Below are 19,013 nucleotides of genomic sequence, written 5' to 3' on the forward strand. Positions count from 1 at the left end.
GGGTCTCACCCACCTTGCTAGTCTAGTCAGAAAACCCCGACGTCCATGCGTTTGAACCAGTACTTGTGGCGGTTTCTGGGAGCCGGCAGCCTGTTTGGCCTGCTGCTAGTAACCGCAACACCATCGTCTGCCCAGCAGGCCACAGCCGATAGTACCGCTCAGATTCGCCGTGATACCGTGGCTGCGGTGCCTACTGTTCCCGATACCCTTCTTCGCCAACGGCTGGCCATCCTTCAGAAAGACATTCCGCTCAATTACCACAAAGCGGTTCAGGCCTACGTCGATTACTTTACCTTCCGGAAGGCCAGCACGACCAAAACCATGCTGGAGCGGATGCCCCTCTTTTTCCCGCTCTACGAAAAAATGCTGGCGCAGTATGGACTGCCCGATGAACTGAAATACCTGTCGGTGGTTGAGTCTTCACTGAATCCCCGCGCCGTGTCGCACGCGGGGGCGGGTGGTCTCTGGCAGTTCATGCCCGGCACCGGCCGCGACATGCGGCTCTACCAGGATGATTATATCGATGAACGGATGGACCCGGTAAAGGCTACCGAAGCGGCCTGTAAGTACCTGCGCGATCTGTACGACATTTTCGAAGACTGGGAACTGGCTATGGCGGCCTATAACTGTGGCCCCGGCGCTGTTAAGCGGGCCATGCGCCGAACCGGTGGCACCACGTTCTACACGATCTACGATGGACTTCCCAAAGAAACCCGGGGCTACGTGCCGCAGTTTGTGGCCTTCACCTACATACTGAACTACGCGGCCGAACATGGGATTGTGGGTGAAAATTTTCAGCACCCGATCCCAACCGATACGCTTCACATCTCCGGTTATTTCAACCTCGAAACGTTTGCCAAACACGGCAACGTGCCGCTCACCGAGCTGCAGAAAATGAATCCGGCCATTACAACGGCCATTCTGCCCGAGTACACCGACCATTACCCGCTACGGGTGCCCCGCCAGCACATTCCCTATGTCCGCGCACACCGCCGGGCCATCATGGACTCAGCCGGCCGGATGCCGGTTGTTATGGACCACATGCTGATGGCTTCGGCCGAAAACGTACGCTACGGGGGCGACTCGGCCCGCGACTGGTCCAAACTGAGCGTTAATGGCCTGAGTGCCATGACGCTTGAAGCTACCCCGCTGGATGACACTCAACCTGCCGACAAACCCGCCACGGTAGCCGCCAAACTGGCCATTGCCGAACCCGCCGACGAACCAGAAGAAGACGTAGAAACAGTTGTGCTGCGCAAGCCCCGCAAACAGACCTACACCGTGCGCCGGAAAGATAACCTCGGCGACCTTGCCGATCGGTTCGGGGTCGACATGTATGATCTAAAACGCTGGAACCACCTTAGATCGAACACCCTGCAACCCGGTCAGACGCTGGTTATTCTGAAAGAGTCGACCGAAACGCGCGCTGAGCGGCTGGCCGATCAGGGTACACCCAAGGCAAAGAAAAAAGCGGAGGTGGTGGCCAGAACACAGCACTACAAGCCCCGCTACCACCGTGTGCAGGAGGGCGACACGCTCTGGAACATTGCTCAGCGCTACGACGGCCTGACCATTGACCGGCTGAAAAAACTGAACAACATCAAAACCAATGCACTCAAACCCGGTCAGAAACTGATTGTCGGCTGACGGGCATACAAAACTATACGGTTCAGAAACAGCAACGGGTTGCCCAATTGGGCAACCCGTTGCTGTTTCTGAACTTGATTCGGGCGTTTAGCGCGTTTTCGCTTTCTCTTCGGCCAGCGCCAGTTTCACCGCTTCATAGAGGTTGACGATACCGCCCGTTTTAGAGAGGCTGCTGAACTCGACCATCTTATCCGACTCGGGCCGGCGAACGCTTGTTTTGTAAGGCGTAGCCGATGCCATGATGATACGCTTGATATCGGCGTAGGTCAGGCGGGGGAAATACGATTTCAGGACGGCAGCCACCCCGGCCACGACAGGCGAGGCCATGCTGGTGCCACTGTTGTTCTCATATTTACTGCCGGGCACAGTTGAATAAATGTCTTTACCGGGGGCAAAAACATCGACGTTCTGTTTGCCATAGTTTGAGAAACTCGCCACCAGTTCGGGGCTTACCGACTCAGCGCTGGCGCCAACCGTGATCACGTTGGCAATAGCGCCCCCATCTTCGAACCGGGGGGCCGGGTAGTTCATGGCGGTATCGATGTCTTTGCCGTCGTTGCCGGCTGCATGTATCATCAACACGCCTTTGGCCAGCGCATACCGTTCGGCATCTTCAACCGCCTTCCGCTGGGGCGAGTAATCTTTACCAAAGCTCATGTTGATGATCTGCGCGCCATTATCGACCGCGTAGCGAATGGCATTGGCCACATCTTTATCCCGTTCGTCGCCGTTGGGAACCGCCCGAACACCCATGATCTGAACCGCATCGGCAATACCCAGCACGCCGGCATTGTTGGTCCGATCGGCGCCGATAATACCAGCCACGTGTGTACCGTGATCGGCATCCGGTCCTTTGATATCCGCATTGCCGTAGTCGCGCTGATTCACATCATCGGGATTATCGCCTACAATCGACCGGGTTTCAAAGTCGGGATTGTAGTTGTATTCGGCGCGGGTTTTCAGCTGCTCGTTGTACTTGCCCAGCTCGTCTTTCATCACATCGGCATCGGCCGCGCCCTGCTGACGCAGCACCCGCAAGATGCCGCCTACCGGGCGTTTGAGCGACGCATCGGACAGCGTATCGAGCGCCCGCGCCAACGTGACCGTATCGAGCTTCGACACATTCAGCGCTTTTTTGATGGCATCGACCGCTGCGGCATACTGGGTATAAAAGCCCTGAATACCCTCGTACTGTGCTTTGTACTGGGCACGGTTTTTCTCCACGTCAGCCTTGGCCTTCTGATACAGATCGTATTCTTTCTGCTGAGCCGGCTTCAGCGTTTTGCGGTCTTTACCTTCATACAGCGGCTTCAGCTTCACGTATATCCGTGTTATCTCCACGGTTTCGTAGCTTACATTCCGCCCGTCTTTACCTCCGATAAAATTCCAGCCGTGTACATCATCGACATAGCCGTTCTTATCGTCGTCTTTGCCGTTACCGGCTATTTCGCGGGGATTGTTCCAGAGCACCCGTTTCAGATCGACGTGGGCCGTATCGATACCCCCATCGATGACGGCTACAACCACGGGTGTGGGTTTGCGCCCCGCCAGTAATTCGCGATAAGTACGGTCGACACTGATGCCGGCGGTACTGTCGGTTTTATCACGCAGATACCACTGCGATTCCTGCGCCGTTGCGGTTGTTGCGGTGAGCAAACCAGCCGACGCCCATAGGAGGATTTTATTCATGAATGGAAAACGAAAAATTTGGATAAAATAAGTCCAGGCTAACCGCTAAAGGCCGAAAAAATCCATAAAATTTTGTCAGGGCTTCCCGTGTGCGGTCGATTGGTAGTGTTGCTGAAGGGCGTCGAAGCCAAAATCATTGGTCAAGTCCCGCACGACCGTGTGAATATGATTAGCCTGATTCTGCGTGTTGTCGTATTCGATCAGAATCGTTGGTCCGTGAATGCGGTAGTACCAGCCTTTACCAGCCCCCAGTTCGGGAGTCAGGTCGCCGGCCCAGGCAAACCGCAACTCGTCGAGGCCTGTTTTTGTCAGTTTGGCCAGCTGCTGATTGGCCAGCGTAATCGGATACCGGTTCAGGTACGTGCGTAGCAGCGTCATGAACAGCCTTCGCTGGGCATCGGTCATATCGCCCAGGCGCAGACCATCCTGCTGTTCCAGCGATATCTGCCGCCGGTTTCCGGTTACGATGTCCGGGTAAGCCACTGCATCGAGTACTGCCTTACTACGCCGGGGCGCGTCGAGCGACGCCAGCAGCGCAAAGGCCTGCTCGGTTTCCTCACGCAGAATCTGTTTGCTCTTCTGAGGCACGTCGACCCGTACCTCGGCCGGATTACTGCCAAAAAACGTGGGTGTCTGCGCCAGCACCTGCCCTCCCCCATCGCTGGTTGTCACCAGCAAGAAATGCAGCGATAGATGGTGCCCGTCAACGCGCCAGCTCCAGGGAGCCGCGCCGGCTGGATCGCCAAAAATCGAAAACGCGTACTGCCCCGGATCGCGGTACGTGTCGGTGGCCGGTCGTTTCTCAATTACCCGCAGCACATTCTCCAGATCCATGATACCGACGGCCCGTTCGTAGCCTTCCTGACTCAGGCTGCTCTTCAACAGCGCCATAGCCGCTTCGCGCTGGGGCGGTGTCATGGCCCGCAAGGGTAGCCCTTTGCGCGCGCGGGGCACGTAATGCCAATCGAAACGCTCTTCGTCGTTGAACCCGAACAACGCCTGCTGCCGCTGGGCTGGGGTAAGCAGACGGATAAATGCATCGACCCGCTCGCGCACTTCGTTGCGGATCCGGGTGGGGGCTGCCGGCCGACGAGCCTGTCCTGATACAACACTGATCAGGATTAGCCACAGGCTCATAATCAGGATAACACGGGATGTGATTGTGCGCATACTAATTTTTTTAATCAACAACAAACACCTTCTGCTAGTTAGAAACGAGTTACTATGTCCACTGGCCCCACCCACCATGTCCAATCGGCCTCCCCATCCCTATTCCGGACCATTCGATCACCTGGCGATGCGTTATCTGCGCCGGGCGCTCGATACGACGCATCCGACCGATGAGCCGTTCGTACTGCACGAAAGCGAATCGGTACTGATCCGGCGGACGGTGGTAGTGGTGGGGGGTCTGATCATGCTGGCTGGCTTACTGACAATAGTTCTTTTTTACGGCCCTCAATTTTTCTGGCCTTCGCTCTTTATACCGACGGTTCTCCCGGCGCTTGGGGTGTCGCTTCCCCTGCTCGTCGGCGTCTACGCCTTATTACTACTGTACATTCAGCTGCACGTAGTTCTGTCGCTTACACTCCTGGCGGCCAAGGCTATCATGCATATCTGCCACTTCCCGTATGCCTACGATGCGCAGTACAGTCACCACCTGCAGCAAATGAAAAAGGCATCGACCCGCCAACTGAGTTATGCCTGGCTACGGCTCGATCCGGCTCCTTTTCTAACCTTGCCTCGCTGGGGTCTCTACCTGTTCGTCGGGCTTAATTTACTGGGGGCTTTTGGGCTGGTGGCGGGTCTGGTCTGGGGGCTGCAGCCGTATCTGGCCACCAGTCTGCTTTGGGTATCGGGGGCGCTGGTGTATGCCGCCTGGTCGGCTTACGTAGGCTGGCAAATTATGCACGAAACCAAAATTCGGGTTATGGCCCCATTGACCGTTCGCAGTTTCGTGAATGAGCTTCGTGAGGAGTGGCGCGATGATGAAAGCTTTCGGTCCCTTATTCCTAACGCGCTGCACTACGCCGGCCTGGCCGATCAGCAACACCATTACGCCCATCTGTTGCTGGCCGAAACCTTTACAGACCGCTTTTGCCTGTCTGAGATACCACCATCTTCGGTTCCTTTTATCGATCAAATGGCCCAGCTTCCGCCCCATATGCAACAGAGTTTTGAGCGGATTCTGATTTTCGCCATGCTTATCGACGGGCACTTCACCCGGACTGAAAAAAAACGCTTTCGGGCGTTGAGTCATCGGGCGCTCACGCACTATACGATCGATGATCTCCGGCAACTTAGTCGCGACTACACCGCCGGCCGGGGCCTCTGGGTATAACTGCCATACACAAAAGCCCGGCAGCGGGCCGGGCTTCCAATAGAAAAAGCAAGCTGGTCTTAGTTTATACGGGATTAGCGTTTGGCAACCGTATTACCCGAACCGAGTTGATGCGCTTATCATCGGCATCGATAATCTGAAATGAGAAACCCGCGTACTCTGTCCGGTCACCCGCCTGTGGCAGCCGCCCGAACAGTTCGAGGAGCAGCCCGCCGAGCGATTCGCTGTCGCCCTGCATCGTTTCGAAGGTAGTTGCGTCGACATTCAGCACCCGGCATACATCGGTCAGGGGAATTTTGCCTTCAAAAACCACCGTCCGCTCGTCTTCGCGCTGATAGCCCTCCGGCGTTTCGTCATCAAATTCGTCGTTGATATCCCCGAAAATTTCTTCGATAATATCCTCAAGCGTCACCAGTCCGCGCGTACCGCCATATTCGTCGACAACGATGGCCATGTGCACGCGCTTTTTCTGGAAATCGTGCAGCAAATCATCGACTTTCTTGTTCTCCGGTATAAAAAACACCGGCCGCAGCAGCGACTGCCAGCTGAAGTCGCTATGCTGGTGAATATGAGGCAGTAAATCCTTGATGTAAACGATTCCTTCGATCCGATCGAGCGATTCGTGATAGACAGGTACCCGCGAATAGCCCGATGCGTTGATTTGCTCGATCAGTTCGCCGAAACTCAACTCGTCGCTCACCGCCGAAATGTCCAGCCGGGTACGCATCACCTGCCGGGCCGTCAGGTTGCTGAAATTGACAATTCCCTTCAGAATCTCCTTCTCCTCGGTAGTGGCTTCGGCACCGGTCAGTTCAACGGCCTGGCTCAATTCTTCGGCCGACAGTTTATAGCCCCGGCGTTCGATCCGTTTGTCGACCTGATTGCTCAGGTTGACCAGCAGCAGAGCCAGCGGCTTGAACACCAGCAGCCCCGCCGATGCCAGCGACGCCGTTCGACGGGCTACGCGCAGGTTATTCTGACTGGCGTACGCTTTGGGAACAATTTCGCCAAACAGCACAATCGCCAGCGTTATGATCAGCGTTACCACAGCCAGTATCCACATCGAACTGTTGGATCGCTGCAGAAACTCCCACGTCAGAAAGCTGACGATCACAACAATGAGAATGTTGACTAGATTATTGAAGATAACGAGCGACGCCAGCAGGCGTTTGGGTCGTTGCAGCAGGGTAGCGATTTGCTGATATCCCTGTTCGTTGCTGTCGCGGCAACGGGCCTGATCGTCGGCGGAGAGCGAAAAGAACGCAGCCTCCGACGCCGACACCAGGCCGGCCAGTGTAATCAGCAACAGGATGAGGGCCGCATAGGGGCCGTATAAATCAAAATAGGTGCCCCAGCCATCTACGGCTGGGAGCACCTGTCGGGGAAGAGGATCACCAGGGTCCATGTATCGTTACTATTGGTTCAGCACTGGAGCCGTGAATCAGAACGGAAGGTCGTCATCACCACTGGGTTCAAACACCGGGTCGGGCTCCCGACGCGCTGTTTGCTGACGGGGAGCGGGCTGGGGCGCCGGAGCCGCCTGAGGCCGGGGTGCCGTTGCCGGCTGCGCCTGCTGCGGAGCCTGTGCGGCCGGCGAATCGTAGGTGTTGTCCGATCCATCGCCCGCGTTTGGCCGCCCGCCCACCAGCGTCATACTCGTTGCCCGAATACGAATGCCCGTTTTCTCGACGCCATCTTTATCTTTCCAGCTCTCCGATTTAATTTTTCCTTCAATATAGACCTGATTTCCTTTCCGGAGATACTGCTCGGCAATTTTTGCGAGGTTATCCCATAATTCAATCCGGTGCCACTCGGTTTGCTCAACCCGCTCACCGGTCCGGCTGGTATAAGCCTCCGAGGTCGCAATGTTGAACCGGGCCACGACTGATCCGCCTTCCAGATGGCGCACTTCGGGGTCGCTTCCCAGATTACCGAGTAAGATCACTTTGTTCACACCAGCCATAGTCTTTTTGCTGTTTTATTACGTTAGAAATAAGGGTTTTGCTCAATAAAAGTACTGAAAGTTACGCAGTTATCCAAACAATTGCGACCAATATCCGGTGATCAGAACGGGCTTTGGCAACTGATTAATTTCGGCGGCCGAAAACCAGTTCAGGCCGTCGGGCAGCGTACCGATCCAGCCCTCGGGCAGGTCGATCAGGTGAAACATCGCCCGTATGCGCTGGTGCGAGAGCAGTTGCACGGCGGGCACCGCCGGTCCGGCCGGGCGGCCCTGTGCCACCAGTTGAGCTACCGGCTCGGGCAGTACCAGCGCCCGCAGGCTATCGGCCGGCTCGTCGGTTTCCTGCAACCAGAATTCATGCAAATTTTGCCAGATGTCGCGGCCTGTGCGCTCGCGCAACGCCAGGCGATTGCCCTGGCGAAAAACAAGGTAGTTGAAAAAGCGTTCGCGGACCGGTGCTTTCCGTGCCTTTACGGGTAACTGCTGCTGGCGTCCGGTTTGAAATGCCACACAGGCCTGCTGCAACGGACACAACAAACAATCGGGAGAGACGGGGGTACACTGGATGGCCCCAAACTCCATAATGGCCTGATTATAGGTGGCCGGATCGGCAGCCGGCTGAATCAGTTCATGAGCCAGCGCAGCAAATGTTTTCCTGGCACCAGTGGTCGTAATATCATCGGTAATGCCGAACACACGCGCCAGCACCCGGTACACGTTTCCGTCGACCACCGGTACCCGCTCACCAAAGGCAAACGAGCCAATAGCCGCAGCCGTATAGACCCCGATCCCTTTTAGCTTGAGCAGATCCGCGAAGGTGTCAGGGAACTGTCCGTTCAGCTGTTCGTTAATATAGCGGGCGGTCTGGTGCAGGTTACGGGCGCGGGAATAATACCCCAGCCCCTGCCACAACCGCAGCAGATCGCGCTCATCGGCGCGGGCCATATCGGCCACGGTCGGATACGCTTCTGTGAAGCGCAGGTAGTAGGGCATCCCCTGCGCTACACGCGTTTGCTGCAGAATAACCTCCGAGAGCCAGATGCGATACGGGTCGGTTGTGTGGCGCCAGGGCAGGTCGCGCTTGTGGCGCGCATACCAGCGCTCGAGCGTGGGGGCGAAGGTGGTTTTGGTTGCGTTAGCGTCTGATTGCCAATCCAAAATAAAAACGGGAAATGCAGCGTTGGAAGGAAAACGACAGCGGTGAAGTTTTTAAATATACCGAAAAGCCCTACCTTTGCGGTCTCATTTTTGACACCTGAATTTTCAACAACACAGTAAACGTTAAAGTTTAAGAAGTCGTGACGAAAGCAGACGTAATTGCAGAGATCGCCGATAAGACCGGAATCGATAAGGCCGAAGTGACCAACACGCTCGAAACCTTCTTTTCGGTGGTTAAAGACTCATTGGCCGAGGGAGAGAACATCTACGTTAGAGGGTTCGGCAGTTTCATCAACAAAAAGAGAGCAAAGAAAGTAGCTCGGAACATTTCTCAGAACACCGCTATGGTGATCGACGAACACTTTATCCCTAGCTTCAAGCCGGCTAAGGTGTTTGTTGAGCAGGTGAAAACCAGCGAAAAAGCCAAAGTAGCAGCCGCTTAAGGCTGAACCAGTTGGGCCCGTTATTGACTCCTTATGAATAGATACGTGTTGCTTGTTATTGTGCTGGCCTCGGCCCTCACGGTTGGGTTGTATACCCGCCCGAAGGTTGTGGTGCGCAATACCGAAAAGCAACTCAGTTCGGCGAGTTCCAGCGGACGAGTTGAACCGGGGTCTGGCCAGCGTAGCGTCACGACGGGGGCAGCCACCGACCGATCCGAAATTCATGAAGCGCCAATAACGCCCCAACAGCAACAACGCGTGAATCAGCTGCGGCAGACTTACCTGACGGCCACCCCGGCCAACCTGGAAAAAGCCGCCCTCCAGCTGATTGAAGAGTTCAGGCAGGTGAGCCGTTACGATAGTGCGGCTCACTATGCCGGCCTGTTGGCCAATCGCCAGCCTACGGAGCCTAATCTGCTCCGGGCAGGTGACGCCTACTTCGAAGCCTATACCTTTGCAGTCGACGAGCAAAAGACGGCTTCTCTGGGTGAACAGACCCGGTCTTTCTATCAGAAAGTACTGGCTATCAATCCCAACCGGCTGGTAGCAAAGGCCAATATGGCCATGACCTACGTCAATACCGACAACCCAATGCAGGGCATTGCCATGCTTCGGTCGGTGCTGGCGCAGGATCCAACCAACGAACTGGCCCTGTTCAATCTCGGCATGCTGTCGATGCGGTCGGGCCAGTATGGCAAGGCAATCGATCGGTTCCGGCAAATCCTGACGAATAACCCGGGCAGCCGTAAGGCTCAGTTTTACTTGGGTGTGAGCCTGGCCGAAGCCGGGCAGAAGGCGGAAGCCCGTAAGGTGCTGGCTGACGTAAAGAAGCAGGAGAAAGACCCGCAAATACTAGCCGCTGTTCAGGAATACGAAGAACGGCTGAAGTAAAACCGTGTACGACCGAATACAGGTGTCTTCGGTGTGCATGACTTTTGGGCCAGACCGGGTGGTCGGCCGACACATATTATAAACCTTAAACACTGTTTACACTATGCCTTGCGGTAAGAAACGGAAACGGCACAAGATTGCCACCCACAAGCGGAAGAAACGGCTCAGAAAAAACCGGCATAAGAAAAAATAGGTATCGGTATTTAGTTGGGCAGTTTCTGGCTGTTGCAATGCCTGAGGCTAGTTTGCCGGAAACCAACTCACCGAATACCAAGCCCTGTTTACGGAAGCCTCGTGCCGGTCTGTTATGTCCGAACGTGGCTTCTTTCTTTTTCTATAAAGCCATTCTAACCGTTCATTCATCTTGTGAGTAATGAATTAGTTATCAGTTCGACTCAGAAAGGTGATCGGATTGCACTCTTGCAAAACAAGAGACTGCTGGAGTATCACGAAGAAGAGTTAGACAGCAGCTTCACCGTTGGCGACCTTTATTTAGGAACTGTCAAGAAACTATCCTCGGGCCTCAACGCGGCATTTGTCGACGTAGGGCATGAGAAGGATGGTTTTCTGCATTATCAGGACCTGGGCCCAAATATCAATTCGCTCAACAAGTTTGTCAAAGACGTAATTGCTAAACGCGTCACCACGGGTCGGCTCAACGGGGTAACCCTCGAACCGGCTATCGATAAGATCGGGAAGATCGATAAGGTACTGACCAAAAATACCCCGATTCTGGTTCAGATAGTGAAAGAACCTATCTCAACCAAAGGTCCACGCCTTTCCTGCGACATTTCCATTGCCGGCCGCTATCTGGTACTGGTTCCTTTTTCGGACGGGGTCAACTTGTCGAAAAAGATCACCGACCGGGCCGAACGTACCCGACTGCAGCGGCTAATGGTCTCGCTCAAGCCGCAAAACTTCGGCATTATCGTACGCACCGTTGCGCAGGATAAAGACGTTGAGGAACTTGACCGCGACCTTCAGAACTCGCTGGCCAAATGGGAGCAGGCTGTCAAAGCGCTCTCGGAAGCCAAACCCCGCGACCGGGTACTGGGCGAGATGAACCGGGCTTCGTCTATTCTGCGCGATATGCTGAATGAAACCTTCGAGAGCATCACGGTCGATACCCGCGAATCGTTCGAAGAGATCCGGCAGTTTATTCACACCATTGCCCCTGATAAGGAGAAGATTGTCAAACTCCACTCCGGCAAAACCAAAGTGTTTGAAGCGCTGGGGCTCGAGAAACAATTAAAATCATTGTTTGGCCGATCGGTGAGTTTACCGGGTGGCGGCTACCTGATTATCGAACACACCGAAGCCCTGCACGTAATCGACGTGAACAGTGGCAATAAGTCGAATTCCGAAGAAGATCAGGAAGCAACTGCCATCAGCGTCAACCGCGAAGCAGCCAAAGAGATTGCCCGCCAGCTCCGGCTGCGCGATATGGGCGGTATTATCGTAGTCGATTTCATCGACATGAAAAAAGCAGAGAACAAAAAGCTCCTGCAGGACATCATGCGCGACGAAATGAAACCCGACCGGTCGAAGTTTACCATCCTACCTCTGACCAAATTTGGGCTGATGCAGATAACCCGCCAGCGGGTACGGCCCGAAATGAATATCGTCACGCGGGAGGTTTGCCCAACCTGTGGCGGCACCGGCACCATTCAGGCCAGTGTACTGGTTACCGACATCATCGAGAACAATCTCGATTATATCCTTACCAAGCAAAACGAACGGGGTATTTCAATTGCCATGCACCCTTTCCTGTATGCGCACTATACCAAGGGCCTGTATTCCAAACAGATGCAATGGTATATGAAATACAAAACGTGGGTTAAGCTCGTCAAAGACAGTTCGCTCGGTATTGTGAACTTCAAGTTCTTCAACAAAGCGGGCGAAGTAATCGAAACAGGGAGCGGGTCGTAACGAACAACCGATTTCGCTTCCGGGCATAAAAAAAGGGGTTCTCCGTAGAGACCCCTTTTTTTATATGTACGCATTACGGTTAGCACAGAACCTCCATACCGATCAGTTCATTAAACATCTCATCGCCTACAAGCCCCTGTACCGAATCGACCGTATTGATATTCAGCAGCAGGTCACGCAGATCATCAGTAATCTCGTAAGTCTGGTACAGTCGCCGGTCGAACAGAATCGATGCCTGTTCCAGTTCGCAGAGTGAGTATCGGTCGACGTTGAAAACAGGCCGTGTCACCAAGCCACGGGTTTTATGTTGGGCCGGCGCTTCGGGTTTCAGAAACGACTGAATATAATTCCACCCTTCCCACTGCGACGGATACCGATTCAGCACGTCCCAGAAACCGTTGTAAAGCTGCTGGAGCGCCTGCCGACAGTACTCTTCCCGATCGCTGCCGGCTTCAGGCCGGATTGTGTCCAGGCACTGCAGCACGTTGGTAAAATCGGCCTCCCGATGACTCACCACCGGAACGATGGGTACTCCCGCAGCGTGTGATAAGTAGCCGACCCCTTTGCGGGTAAGTACTTCCCGCTGACCAAACTGCACCGACAGAAACTGAGCTTCATCGCCCGGCTCGGGGGCCGTCTCAGGACTTCCGTCGACATACACGATCAGCGAACGCCCCGCCTTGAGTTCCCGCAACACCGACAGAGCCGCCGATGGGTGCCCCGCATCCACAATGCGAAACAGGTTGTTGAGGCCCCGCTCCCGACGTAGCGCGTCAATGTGTGCTGTCAGATCATCGCCCTGACTCTGGTGCATATTGCTGCCAACGAGCAACACGCAGTCGACTCCCTTCCGGTACAGCACACTTGTCAGCATGCGGTAAGAGCCAAGGTGATAGGTGCAATAGATTCGTGCGCCCTCACCAGGGTTTGCCAGTCCATCCCCTTCGATTTTTGCCAGATCACCGGCCGTCAGGCACGTATGATCGAAGGTGGTAAAAATCTGCTGTAATAAGAGGTCCCGAAATAGGGCTTCGTGCTCACTGCGCGGGATGCGAGGCATGATGTTCTCCACGTTTGCCGAGAAGGTGGTGAACTTCATGAGGTATCCCCTTTCCTGCTTCAAATCGACTTTCTCGAAATGTGCCTGGCAGCGGGCAAGTTCTTCTTTGTACAGACGCAGAGCGGAAGACATAGCAGTAGGAAATTGACAGTTAAATCGACAGGGTTGGCTTTACCAGGCCGGTGAAATCGGCTGTTGGGCAGCAGTCAGCAGGCTTGAGGAATTTGAGCAGGCTGGCCGTTTCATTCTTAGCAGCCGATACGATGTTAGTTTTAGCAGCACTGATAGTCTTAATGGCGAATTGCTTTTTCATAAGGCGTGTTTGGTCAGCGACCGGATAACTATTGAAAGTGGATATAGAGTGTTTACAGAGAGAAGGAGGGCTTTACCAGGCCGGTGAAATCGGCTGTTGGGCAGCAGTCGGCAGGCTTGAGGAATTTGAGCAGGCTGGCCGTTTCGTTTTTGGCGGCCGACACGATGTTACTTTTTGCAGCACTGACGGTTTTGATGGCGAATTGCTTTTTCATACGAGGGAGTCAGGTCGGTGACCTGAGTGGAAGTAAAAAGTCGAAATAGATAGATTACAGAGAGAAGGAGGGCTTTACTAGGCCGGTAAACTCGGCTGTTGGGCAGCAGTCGGCAGGCTTGAGGAATTTGAGCAGGCTGGCCGTTTCATTCTTGGCAGCCGATACGATGTTAGTTTTAGCAGCACTGATAGTCTTGATGGCGAATTGCTTTTTCATAAGGCGTGTTTGGTCAGCGACCGGATAACTATTGAAAGTGGATATAGAGTGTTTACAGAGAGAAGGAGGGCTTTACCAGGCCGGTGAAATCGGCTGTTGGGCAGCAGTCGGCAGGCTTGAGGAATTTGAGCAGGCTGGCCGTTTCGTTTTTGGCGGCCGACACGATGTTACTTTTTGCAGCATTAACGGTCTTGATGGCGAATTGCTTTTTCATGATACCCGGTGACGTTATAGATGAAAAGATGGCTGATTCTGAGCGCAGAAGGCTGTGATTTGCCGTTCTGATGTTACAAAGGTAGAGCAGCCGTCAGGGGGCATCAATCGCAAAAAAGACTCCTTGATGTGTTAGGAATTAGTCAATTATTACTAGTAACTTAGTCCTGATAATTGATATGAGCAGTATGACGTCAGTGCAGTTGACCAGAAAATATCTACGGAATCCCGTCTACGGAATCGGGGTTCTGCTGGTGATTGCATTGACCATGGAAGGGGTTGCCTGGTCCTATATGTATAATGTGCGATTAGAGCGACTTACTTCTTTTGGTGGCATTGTTCCATACATGAGTATGGTTGTTCGGAGTATTATTTTACCCGAATTGGTAACAGTCGTTATTCTGCTCAATTTGCTTAACCAGCAGCATCAGTTTCTTGCCATTGACACGATCACTATTTCACCGAAGGCAATCCTCAGATACCAGTTTCAATTGCTTCCCGTAATCCTTCTTGCCTTTTTTGTCTTTAATCCGGTAACAGAAACGATACGGTTCTTGCTTGAACAGTTTCCGAATTACTCGTTGACAACCTACGTTACTTCATTTCTCGTCGGCACGTTCTCTACAGAAATGTATTTACGATACATCATACCTGTATTTATGATTGGGTATGGATCGGTCAATATCTCGTTACTGTCAGACTACCTTGCCGCCCGGGAGAAAGCGCAGCAGGCAGCCGAATCAGAATCGGCGCTTATTGCTCAGGCAATCACGCAGCTGAGTATCAATGGAGCTGCTATGGCAACCAGCCCCGAAAATGTCATTCACCTGAAAGGCAAGAATACCCTTGGTGAAATATCGTTCCCAGCCACCGAAGCCTTCTACTTTACTGTTGAAGAAAGAGCTTATTATGCTGAGTTGCCGAAAGGGCGCTACCAGGTGGCTAAAACCCTGAACGAACTGGAGACGGAACTCGACACAACGCAGTTTTTCCGCATCAAGCGCGACTACATCGTTAATCGGGAGGCAATCCTGAACTTCGCTTACTGGGAAAACGGAAAATATATCGTCCGTTTATCCACGCCAGACTCACACGAGATCATTGTACCCCGGGCTCGAATGCACGAGTTTCGCGAATGGCTGCAGGGTATCAAACCAGGTGGCAGTAACCCTACAGCCAGTTCGCTGGAAATGATTCCCAGTTAATCGGCCAGCCAGGCTACAGATAGTTCTTAACCGATATCCCGTAACGGGGCAATTGTCTGGAGCTGCCTAGTTCCAGCTTTTTTGCTATATGGGCCTTGTGGTTGATGGCTGTGCGATAGCTGATACCCAGCTTATCGGCAATTTCGCCGGCAGTATTCCCGTCCGCTACCATCCGTAGCACCTGCCGCTCCCGATCTGTCAGCCGTCCGAGTTCTTCTTTCGTTTCATCGGAAATAATATCGACACCGTAATTTTTCAACAATGTCATGAAACCGTGGCTGTAGTAACATCCACCGCTGCTGACCGTTTGGAAACAACGGTATAACTCATCAAGCCCATCGCTGGCGTAAAGGAATCCGAAAAAGCCCATCTGCATGGCTTTAGCCACCATTCTGACATCCGGCTTGCTGGTATATAGAATGAATTTGGTCTGCTGATTAGACGAGCCGAGTTCTTCGACTATATCGAAACTGCGACGTCCTGATATTTCCGATTCCAGAATGACACACTGCGGTCGTTTGACCCGAATCTGCTGAAGCGTGTCTTCCATTTCAACGGCCCGGCCAACTACATTGTATCCCTGCTCTTTAAGGAGTTGGCTCAATACCTCACAATTGAAAACTTCGGACTGGGCTACCAGGATCGAAAAATCGCGTCGCCGAATCGCAAAGTTTTTAGCTGACTCATTGCCAGCAGCTGTCATGTCCATGATCTGGTCAATGATATAAAGCGCATTCAACTTCCGAAACTACGGGGCTTACGAACTAGGGTACAACTGGTACGGTGTGAAATCACCCTTTTCATGCGTGAAATCACCCATAACGTATCCGGCATTTTGGTGATTTCGCACATAAAAACGGTGATTTCGCGCAAACCAGCTTGGATTGCCTATATAACAAGGTCTACTTTTGATCGTCAGAAACAAACAGCAGCTGCTTAAGCAACGTATCGTATGAAAGGTCAGGAACAATCATCATCGGTAGCTTACGAGGCATCTACCCTCGAAGTTCAGAATATGATCATGGATTGGGTTGAAGCGACAGAGGAGTTCCACAAGCGGTACGCAAAGCTGAATGAGTTAATCGATACAATGAAGCGGCTGGGCCGCCGGCAGGCCAGCGCCGACCGCACCAGACTGCGTCAGCTGATGTCGCTGCGTCAGCACATGAGTGATGTATTAATGACGCTGCTGCTGGACATGAATACGCACAAACAAGGCCGGTCGGCAATGCCGTCGAAACCCAGCCAGATCCACTCGCACGCCCGGCTGCTGGCCGAACTGAACCGTGAGATCGACGCCCAGTTAACCAATACACCAGTCATGTCGGTGTCAACGAAGAATGTTGCACAAGCTTAGTGTTCACCCTCCCTTCTATAAAGGTTAAGCTCTCCGGTCTTCGGAGAGCTTTTTTTATGGTCAAACGTAGTAAAATTTTACTACACCGCAGACACTAGAATATACCACCCCTCAATTGAGCGCTACCAATAGACTGGCAGTTCAGCCATTTTGCCTACCCTAAGTACACAGACGAGCCGGAACAGGGACGCTGGCAATCGATTAGTTAACCCGAGATCACAGTACCCAATAGCCGCGATATCTCCATATCGACCCGCTTCATGTTCATAAAATCGACCATGAGCCGGTCAGCTTCATCCGGCCCGGTCGACCGATCGCGGAGTCGCTGCTGTAGTTCGGCCATACGCTGTTCAGCCAGTATTTTTTTGATACGCAGAATATTCCGGTAGGCCGCATCGGCCAGTATGCCAATCTCCTGCTCCGACGGCACGAAGATTTCGTGTTTCATCCAGCCGTCGCTAATCTCATACCGGGGCGTAGTCAGGTTGATTGCCTGCTGCTGTATCGCGTCCTCACGACTGATGCGCTGGCTCAGAAAATCCTCGGCTACCAATATCTCATTGCGGCTATAAGCTTCGCGATAGAGCGTCAGGATCAGGTTGTAAGGCGGAGTCTGAAAGTCGATCTCGTGCAATTCGCTCAGCACGTACTGGCACAGCGTAATACCTGGTTCCAGTTCGCGGGCCCCATAATTGATCAACAGGCGAATGCATTCTTCCTCCTGATACGATATAGGTGTTCGAATCTGGGGCTGACGCGTTTCGGAAACCGGCAGCGGACTGTCATCGGGATCCAGAAAGATGGGAGGCCCATCGCCATCGACACTGTGCAACAGCGCGTTGATGGCGTCTGTAGAGGCCATGTCGGCGGGGCCGGCGGGCGAACCACCCGGCGCTTGTCGGTTCTGCTGCCGTGTAGCTTCTTTGCCGGCCTGCTCCTGTTGCTTGCGCAGCAGCCGGTTGATTTCCGTAATAACCGTCTGTTCGCTTACCTGAAATACCTGCGCCACCCGTTGCGACAGCGTTTGCCGCTTCAGCGGGTCCGGAATACGGGTAATACTGGCACATACGTCCGATATGGCCTCAGCACGTTTGAGCGGGTCGTTGGCTACCTCCAGCAGCAGACGACTGGCTTTGAAGTCGACAAAATCCTGCGCGTGGGTCTTTATGTATTCTTTGAAGGCGTCTGAGCCAACGCGGTGCACATAGCTGTCAGGGTCTTCCCCATCGGGCAACAGCAACAGCCGCAGATTGAGCCCCTCCTCCAGTACCATATCAAGCCCCCGTAAAGCCGCTTTGATACCTGCGGCATCGCCATCGTAGAGGATCGTTACATTCTGCGTAAAACGACTGATAAGCCTGATCTGCTCCGTTGTCAACGATGTACCCGACGAGGCCACTACATTTCGGATACCCGCCTGGTGGAGCGAGATCACATCGGTATACCCTTCGGTCAGCAAACAGACATCTTCCTGCCGGATCGACTGCTTGGCCTGAAAAATGCCATATAGTACCTGACTCTTGTGGTATACGGCCGTTTCGGGCGAGTTGAGATACTTAGGCTGGTTTTTGTCGGTTTTTAGGATGCGGGCGCCGAAAGCAATGACCCGCCCCGACACGTTATGGATCGGGAACATGACCCGCCCCCGAAACCGGTCGAATACTTTCCGTTTGCCACCCGGATCGCCGTCCTTGATCAGAACGAGGCCGGCTTTTTCGAGCATCTCCTGGGTGTAGCCCCGGCGCAGGCCTTCCTGCAGCAGGCCGTCCCACTGATCGAGGCTATAGCCCAGTTCGAAAGCCGCCATAGTCGGATCCGAAAACCCACGTTCCCGAAAATAGCTCAGGCCAATGCTCTGTCCTTCGTCGGACTGCTGGATCAATTCCTGAAAGTAGGTTTTGGCAAAATTCAGCGCAATCAGCAGACTCTCACGCTCATTTTGCCGAAGCAACTCTTCAGGAGTCTGCTCCTGTTCGGCAATTTCGATACCGTACTTTTTGGCCAGGTAACGCAGCGCTTCGCCGTAACCGATATTCTCGATATCCATCACGAACCGCACCGAGTCGCCTGCTTTTCCGCACCCAAAGCACTTGTAGATCTGCCGAACCGGGTTGACGTTGAATGAAGGTGTCTTTTCGTTGTGAAACGGGCAACAGGCAATGTAGTTAGACCCCCGCTTTTTAAGCGAAACGAAATCATTTACGACTTCGATAATGTCGCTGGCCTGACGAATGCGCTCGACAGTCTCCTCAGGAATACGCATAAACTATAGGGTTGGTACGGTCTATCAAAGATACGCCGAAACTTGCGTAAGCCTCCCAGACAGCCCGGGCCGGGGCTATAAAAGCAGGTGTCGACTGGCAACATTTTTGCGACG

The 19,013-nt window shown here is 53.6% G+C and carries 19 protein-coding genes; 7 read left to right on the forward strand and 12 right to left on the reverse strand.

The genetic code is table 11. From position 1 onward, the window contains the following. Positions 1-45: 45 nt before the first annotated feature. Positions 46-1,647: a lytic transglycosylase domain-containing protein gene (locus tag ACYVAC_RS04505; protein WP_461096386.1), complete on the forward strand. Its 1,602-nt coding sequence runs from the start codon at positions 46-48 to the stop codon at positions 1,645-1,647. 87 nt (positions 1,648-1,734) lie between these two features. On the opposite strand, the gene ACYVAC_RS04510 is transcribed toward ACYVAC_RS04505, so the two are convergent. Continuing rightward, the gene (locus tag ACYVAC_RS04510; protein WP_461096387.1) at positions 1,735-3,336 is read right to left on the reverse strand and encodes a S8 family peptidase; all 1,602 of its coding nucleotides are present in this window, start codon (positions 3,334-3,336) and stop codon (positions 1,735-1,737) included. A 75-nt stretch (positions 3,337-3,411) separates the two neighbouring features. Then, the gene (locus ACYVAC_RS04515; RefSeq protein WP_461096388.1) at positions 3,412-4,506 is read right to left on the reverse strand and encodes a DUF3500 domain-containing protein; all 1,095 of its coding nucleotides are present in this window, start codon (positions 4,504-4,506) and stop codon (positions 3,412-3,414) included. 76 nt (positions 4,507-4,582) lie between these two features. On the opposite strand from ACYVAC_RS04515, the gene ACYVAC_RS04520 reads away from it, so the two are divergent. Next, positions 4,583-5,674: an LBF_2804 family protein gene (locus ACYVAC_RS04520; RefSeq protein WP_461096389.1), complete on the forward strand. Its 1,092-nt coding sequence runs from the start codon at positions 4,583-4,585 to the stop codon at positions 5,672-5,674. Positions 5,675-5,738: 64 nt separating this feature from the next. Here ACYVAC_RS04520 and gldE read toward each other — a convergent pair whose 3' ends face one another. The 3 genes from gldE to mutY form a co-directional block, all read right to left on the reverse strand. Next, the gene (gene gldE / locus ACYVAC_RS04525) at positions 5,739-7,079 is read right to left on the reverse strand and encodes a gliding motility-associated protein GldE (protein WP_461096390.1); all 1,341 of its coding nucleotides are present in this window, start codon (positions 7,077-7,079) and stop codon (positions 5,739-5,741) included. A 36-nt stretch (positions 7,080-7,115) separates the two neighbouring features. Next, entirely contained in the window at positions 7,116-7,637 is a 522-nt protein-coding gene (locus ACYVAC_RS04530) for a single-stranded DNA-binding protein (RefSeq protein ID WP_461096391.1), read from the reverse strand. Positions 7,638-7,706: 69 nt separating this feature from the next. Next, positions 7,707-8,795 (reverse strand): A/G-specific adenine glycosylase, encoded by a 1,089-nt coding sequence (mutY, locus tag ACYVAC_RS04535; RefSeq protein ID WP_461096392.1) that lies wholly within the window; start codon positions 8,793-8,795, stop codon positions 7,707-7,709. Positions 8,796-8,935: 140 nt separating this feature from the next. Here mutY and ACYVAC_RS04540 point away from each other — a divergent pair, with 140 nt between their 5' ends. The 3 genes from ACYVAC_RS04540 (at position 8,936) to ACYVAC_RS04550 (ending at position 12,058) form a co-directional block, all read left to right on the forward strand. Then, positions 8,936-9,238 carry an HU family DNA-binding protein gene (locus tag ACYVAC_RS04540; RefSeq protein ID WP_461096393.1) on the forward strand — a complete coding sequence of 101 codons (303 nt, stop codon included), beginning with the start codon at positions 8,936-8,938 and terminating at the stop codon, positions 9,236-9,238. A 33-nt stretch (positions 9,239-9,271) separates the two neighbouring features. After that, a complete protein-coding gene (locus tag ACYVAC_RS04545; protein ID WP_461096394.1) occupies positions 9,272-10,129 on the forward strand; it encodes a tetratricopeptide repeat protein in 858 nt (285 codons plus the stop codon). A gap of 366 nt (positions 10,130-10,495) precedes the next feature. Beyond that, a complete protein-coding gene (locus ACYVAC_RS04550; RefSeq protein WP_461096395.1) occupies positions 10,496-12,058 on the forward strand; it encodes an Rne/Rng family ribonuclease in 1,563 nt (520 codons plus the stop codon). A 79-nt stretch (positions 12,059-12,137) separates the two neighbouring features. Here ACYVAC_RS04550 and ACYVAC_RS04555 read toward each other — a convergent pair whose 3' ends face one another. Genes ACYVAC_RS04555 through ACYVAC_RS04575 form a run of 5 tightly spaced genes read right to left on the reverse strand, consistent with a single transcriptional unit; the run spans position 12,138 to position 14,075 of the window. Then, positions 12,138-13,250 (reverse strand): hypothetical protein, encoded by a 1,113-nt coding sequence (locus ACYVAC_RS04555; RefSeq protein ID WP_461096396.1) that lies wholly within the window; start codon positions 13,248-13,250, stop codon positions 12,138-12,140. A gap of 19 nt (positions 13,251-13,269) precedes the next feature. Then, positions 13,270-13,431 (reverse strand): hypothetical protein, encoded by a 162-nt coding sequence (locus tag ACYVAC_RS04560; RefSeq protein ID WP_461096397.1) that lies wholly within the window; start codon positions 13,429-13,431, stop codon positions 13,270-13,272. A 52-nt stretch (positions 13,432-13,483) separates the two neighbouring features. Then, entirely contained in the window at positions 13,484-13,645 is a 162-nt protein-coding gene (locus tag ACYVAC_RS04565) for a hypothetical protein (protein ID WP_461096398.1), read from the reverse strand. A 54-nt stretch (positions 13,646-13,699) separates the two neighbouring features. Further along, positions 13,700-13,861, reverse strand: a complete 162-nt coding sequence (locus ACYVAC_RS04570; RefSeq protein WP_461096399.1) for a hypothetical protein — start codon at positions 13,859-13,861, stop codon at positions 13,700-13,702. A gap of 52 nt (positions 13,862-13,913) precedes the next feature. Beyond that, positions 13,914-14,075, reverse strand: a complete 162-nt coding sequence (locus ACYVAC_RS04575; protein ID WP_461096400.1) for a hypothetical protein — start codon at positions 14,073-14,075, stop codon at positions 13,914-13,916. 187 nt (positions 14,076-14,262) lie between these two features. Here ACYVAC_RS04575 and ACYVAC_RS04580 point away from each other — a divergent pair, with 187 nt between their 5' ends. Next, a complete protein-coding gene (locus ACYVAC_RS04580; protein WP_461096401.1) occupies positions 14,263-15,279 on the forward strand; it encodes a LytTR family DNA-binding domain-containing protein in 1,017 nt (338 codons plus the stop codon). Positions 15,280-15,292: 13 nt separating this feature from the next. Here ACYVAC_RS04580 and ACYVAC_RS04585 read toward each other — a convergent pair whose 3' ends face one another. Next, complete coding sequence (locus ACYVAC_RS04585) at positions 15,293-15,988, reverse strand: LuxR C-terminal-related transcriptional regulator (RefSeq protein ID WP_461096402.1); 696 nt, start codon at positions 15,986-15,988, stop codon at positions 15,293-15,295. A gap of 243 nt (positions 15,989-16,231) precedes the next feature. Here ACYVAC_RS04585 and ACYVAC_RS04590 point away from each other — a divergent pair, with 243 nt between their 5' ends. Further along, the gene (locus ACYVAC_RS04590; RefSeq protein ID WP_461096403.1) at positions 16,232-16,636 is read left to right on the forward strand and encodes a hypothetical protein; all 405 of its coding nucleotides are present in this window, start codon (positions 16,232-16,234) and stop codon (positions 16,634-16,636) included. Between the two features lie 205 nt (positions 16,637-16,841). Here ACYVAC_RS04590 and dnaG read toward each other — a convergent pair whose 3' ends face one another. Further along, on the reverse strand, positions 16,842-18,899 hold the full coding sequence (dnaG, locus tag ACYVAC_RS04595) for a DNA primase (RefSeq protein ID WP_461096404.1): 2,058 nt from the start codon (positions 18,897-18,899) through the stop codon (positions 16,842-16,844). Between the last annotated feature and the right edge of the window lie 114 nt (positions 18,900-19,013).

Source organism: Spirosoma luteolum, assembly GCF_054778875.1.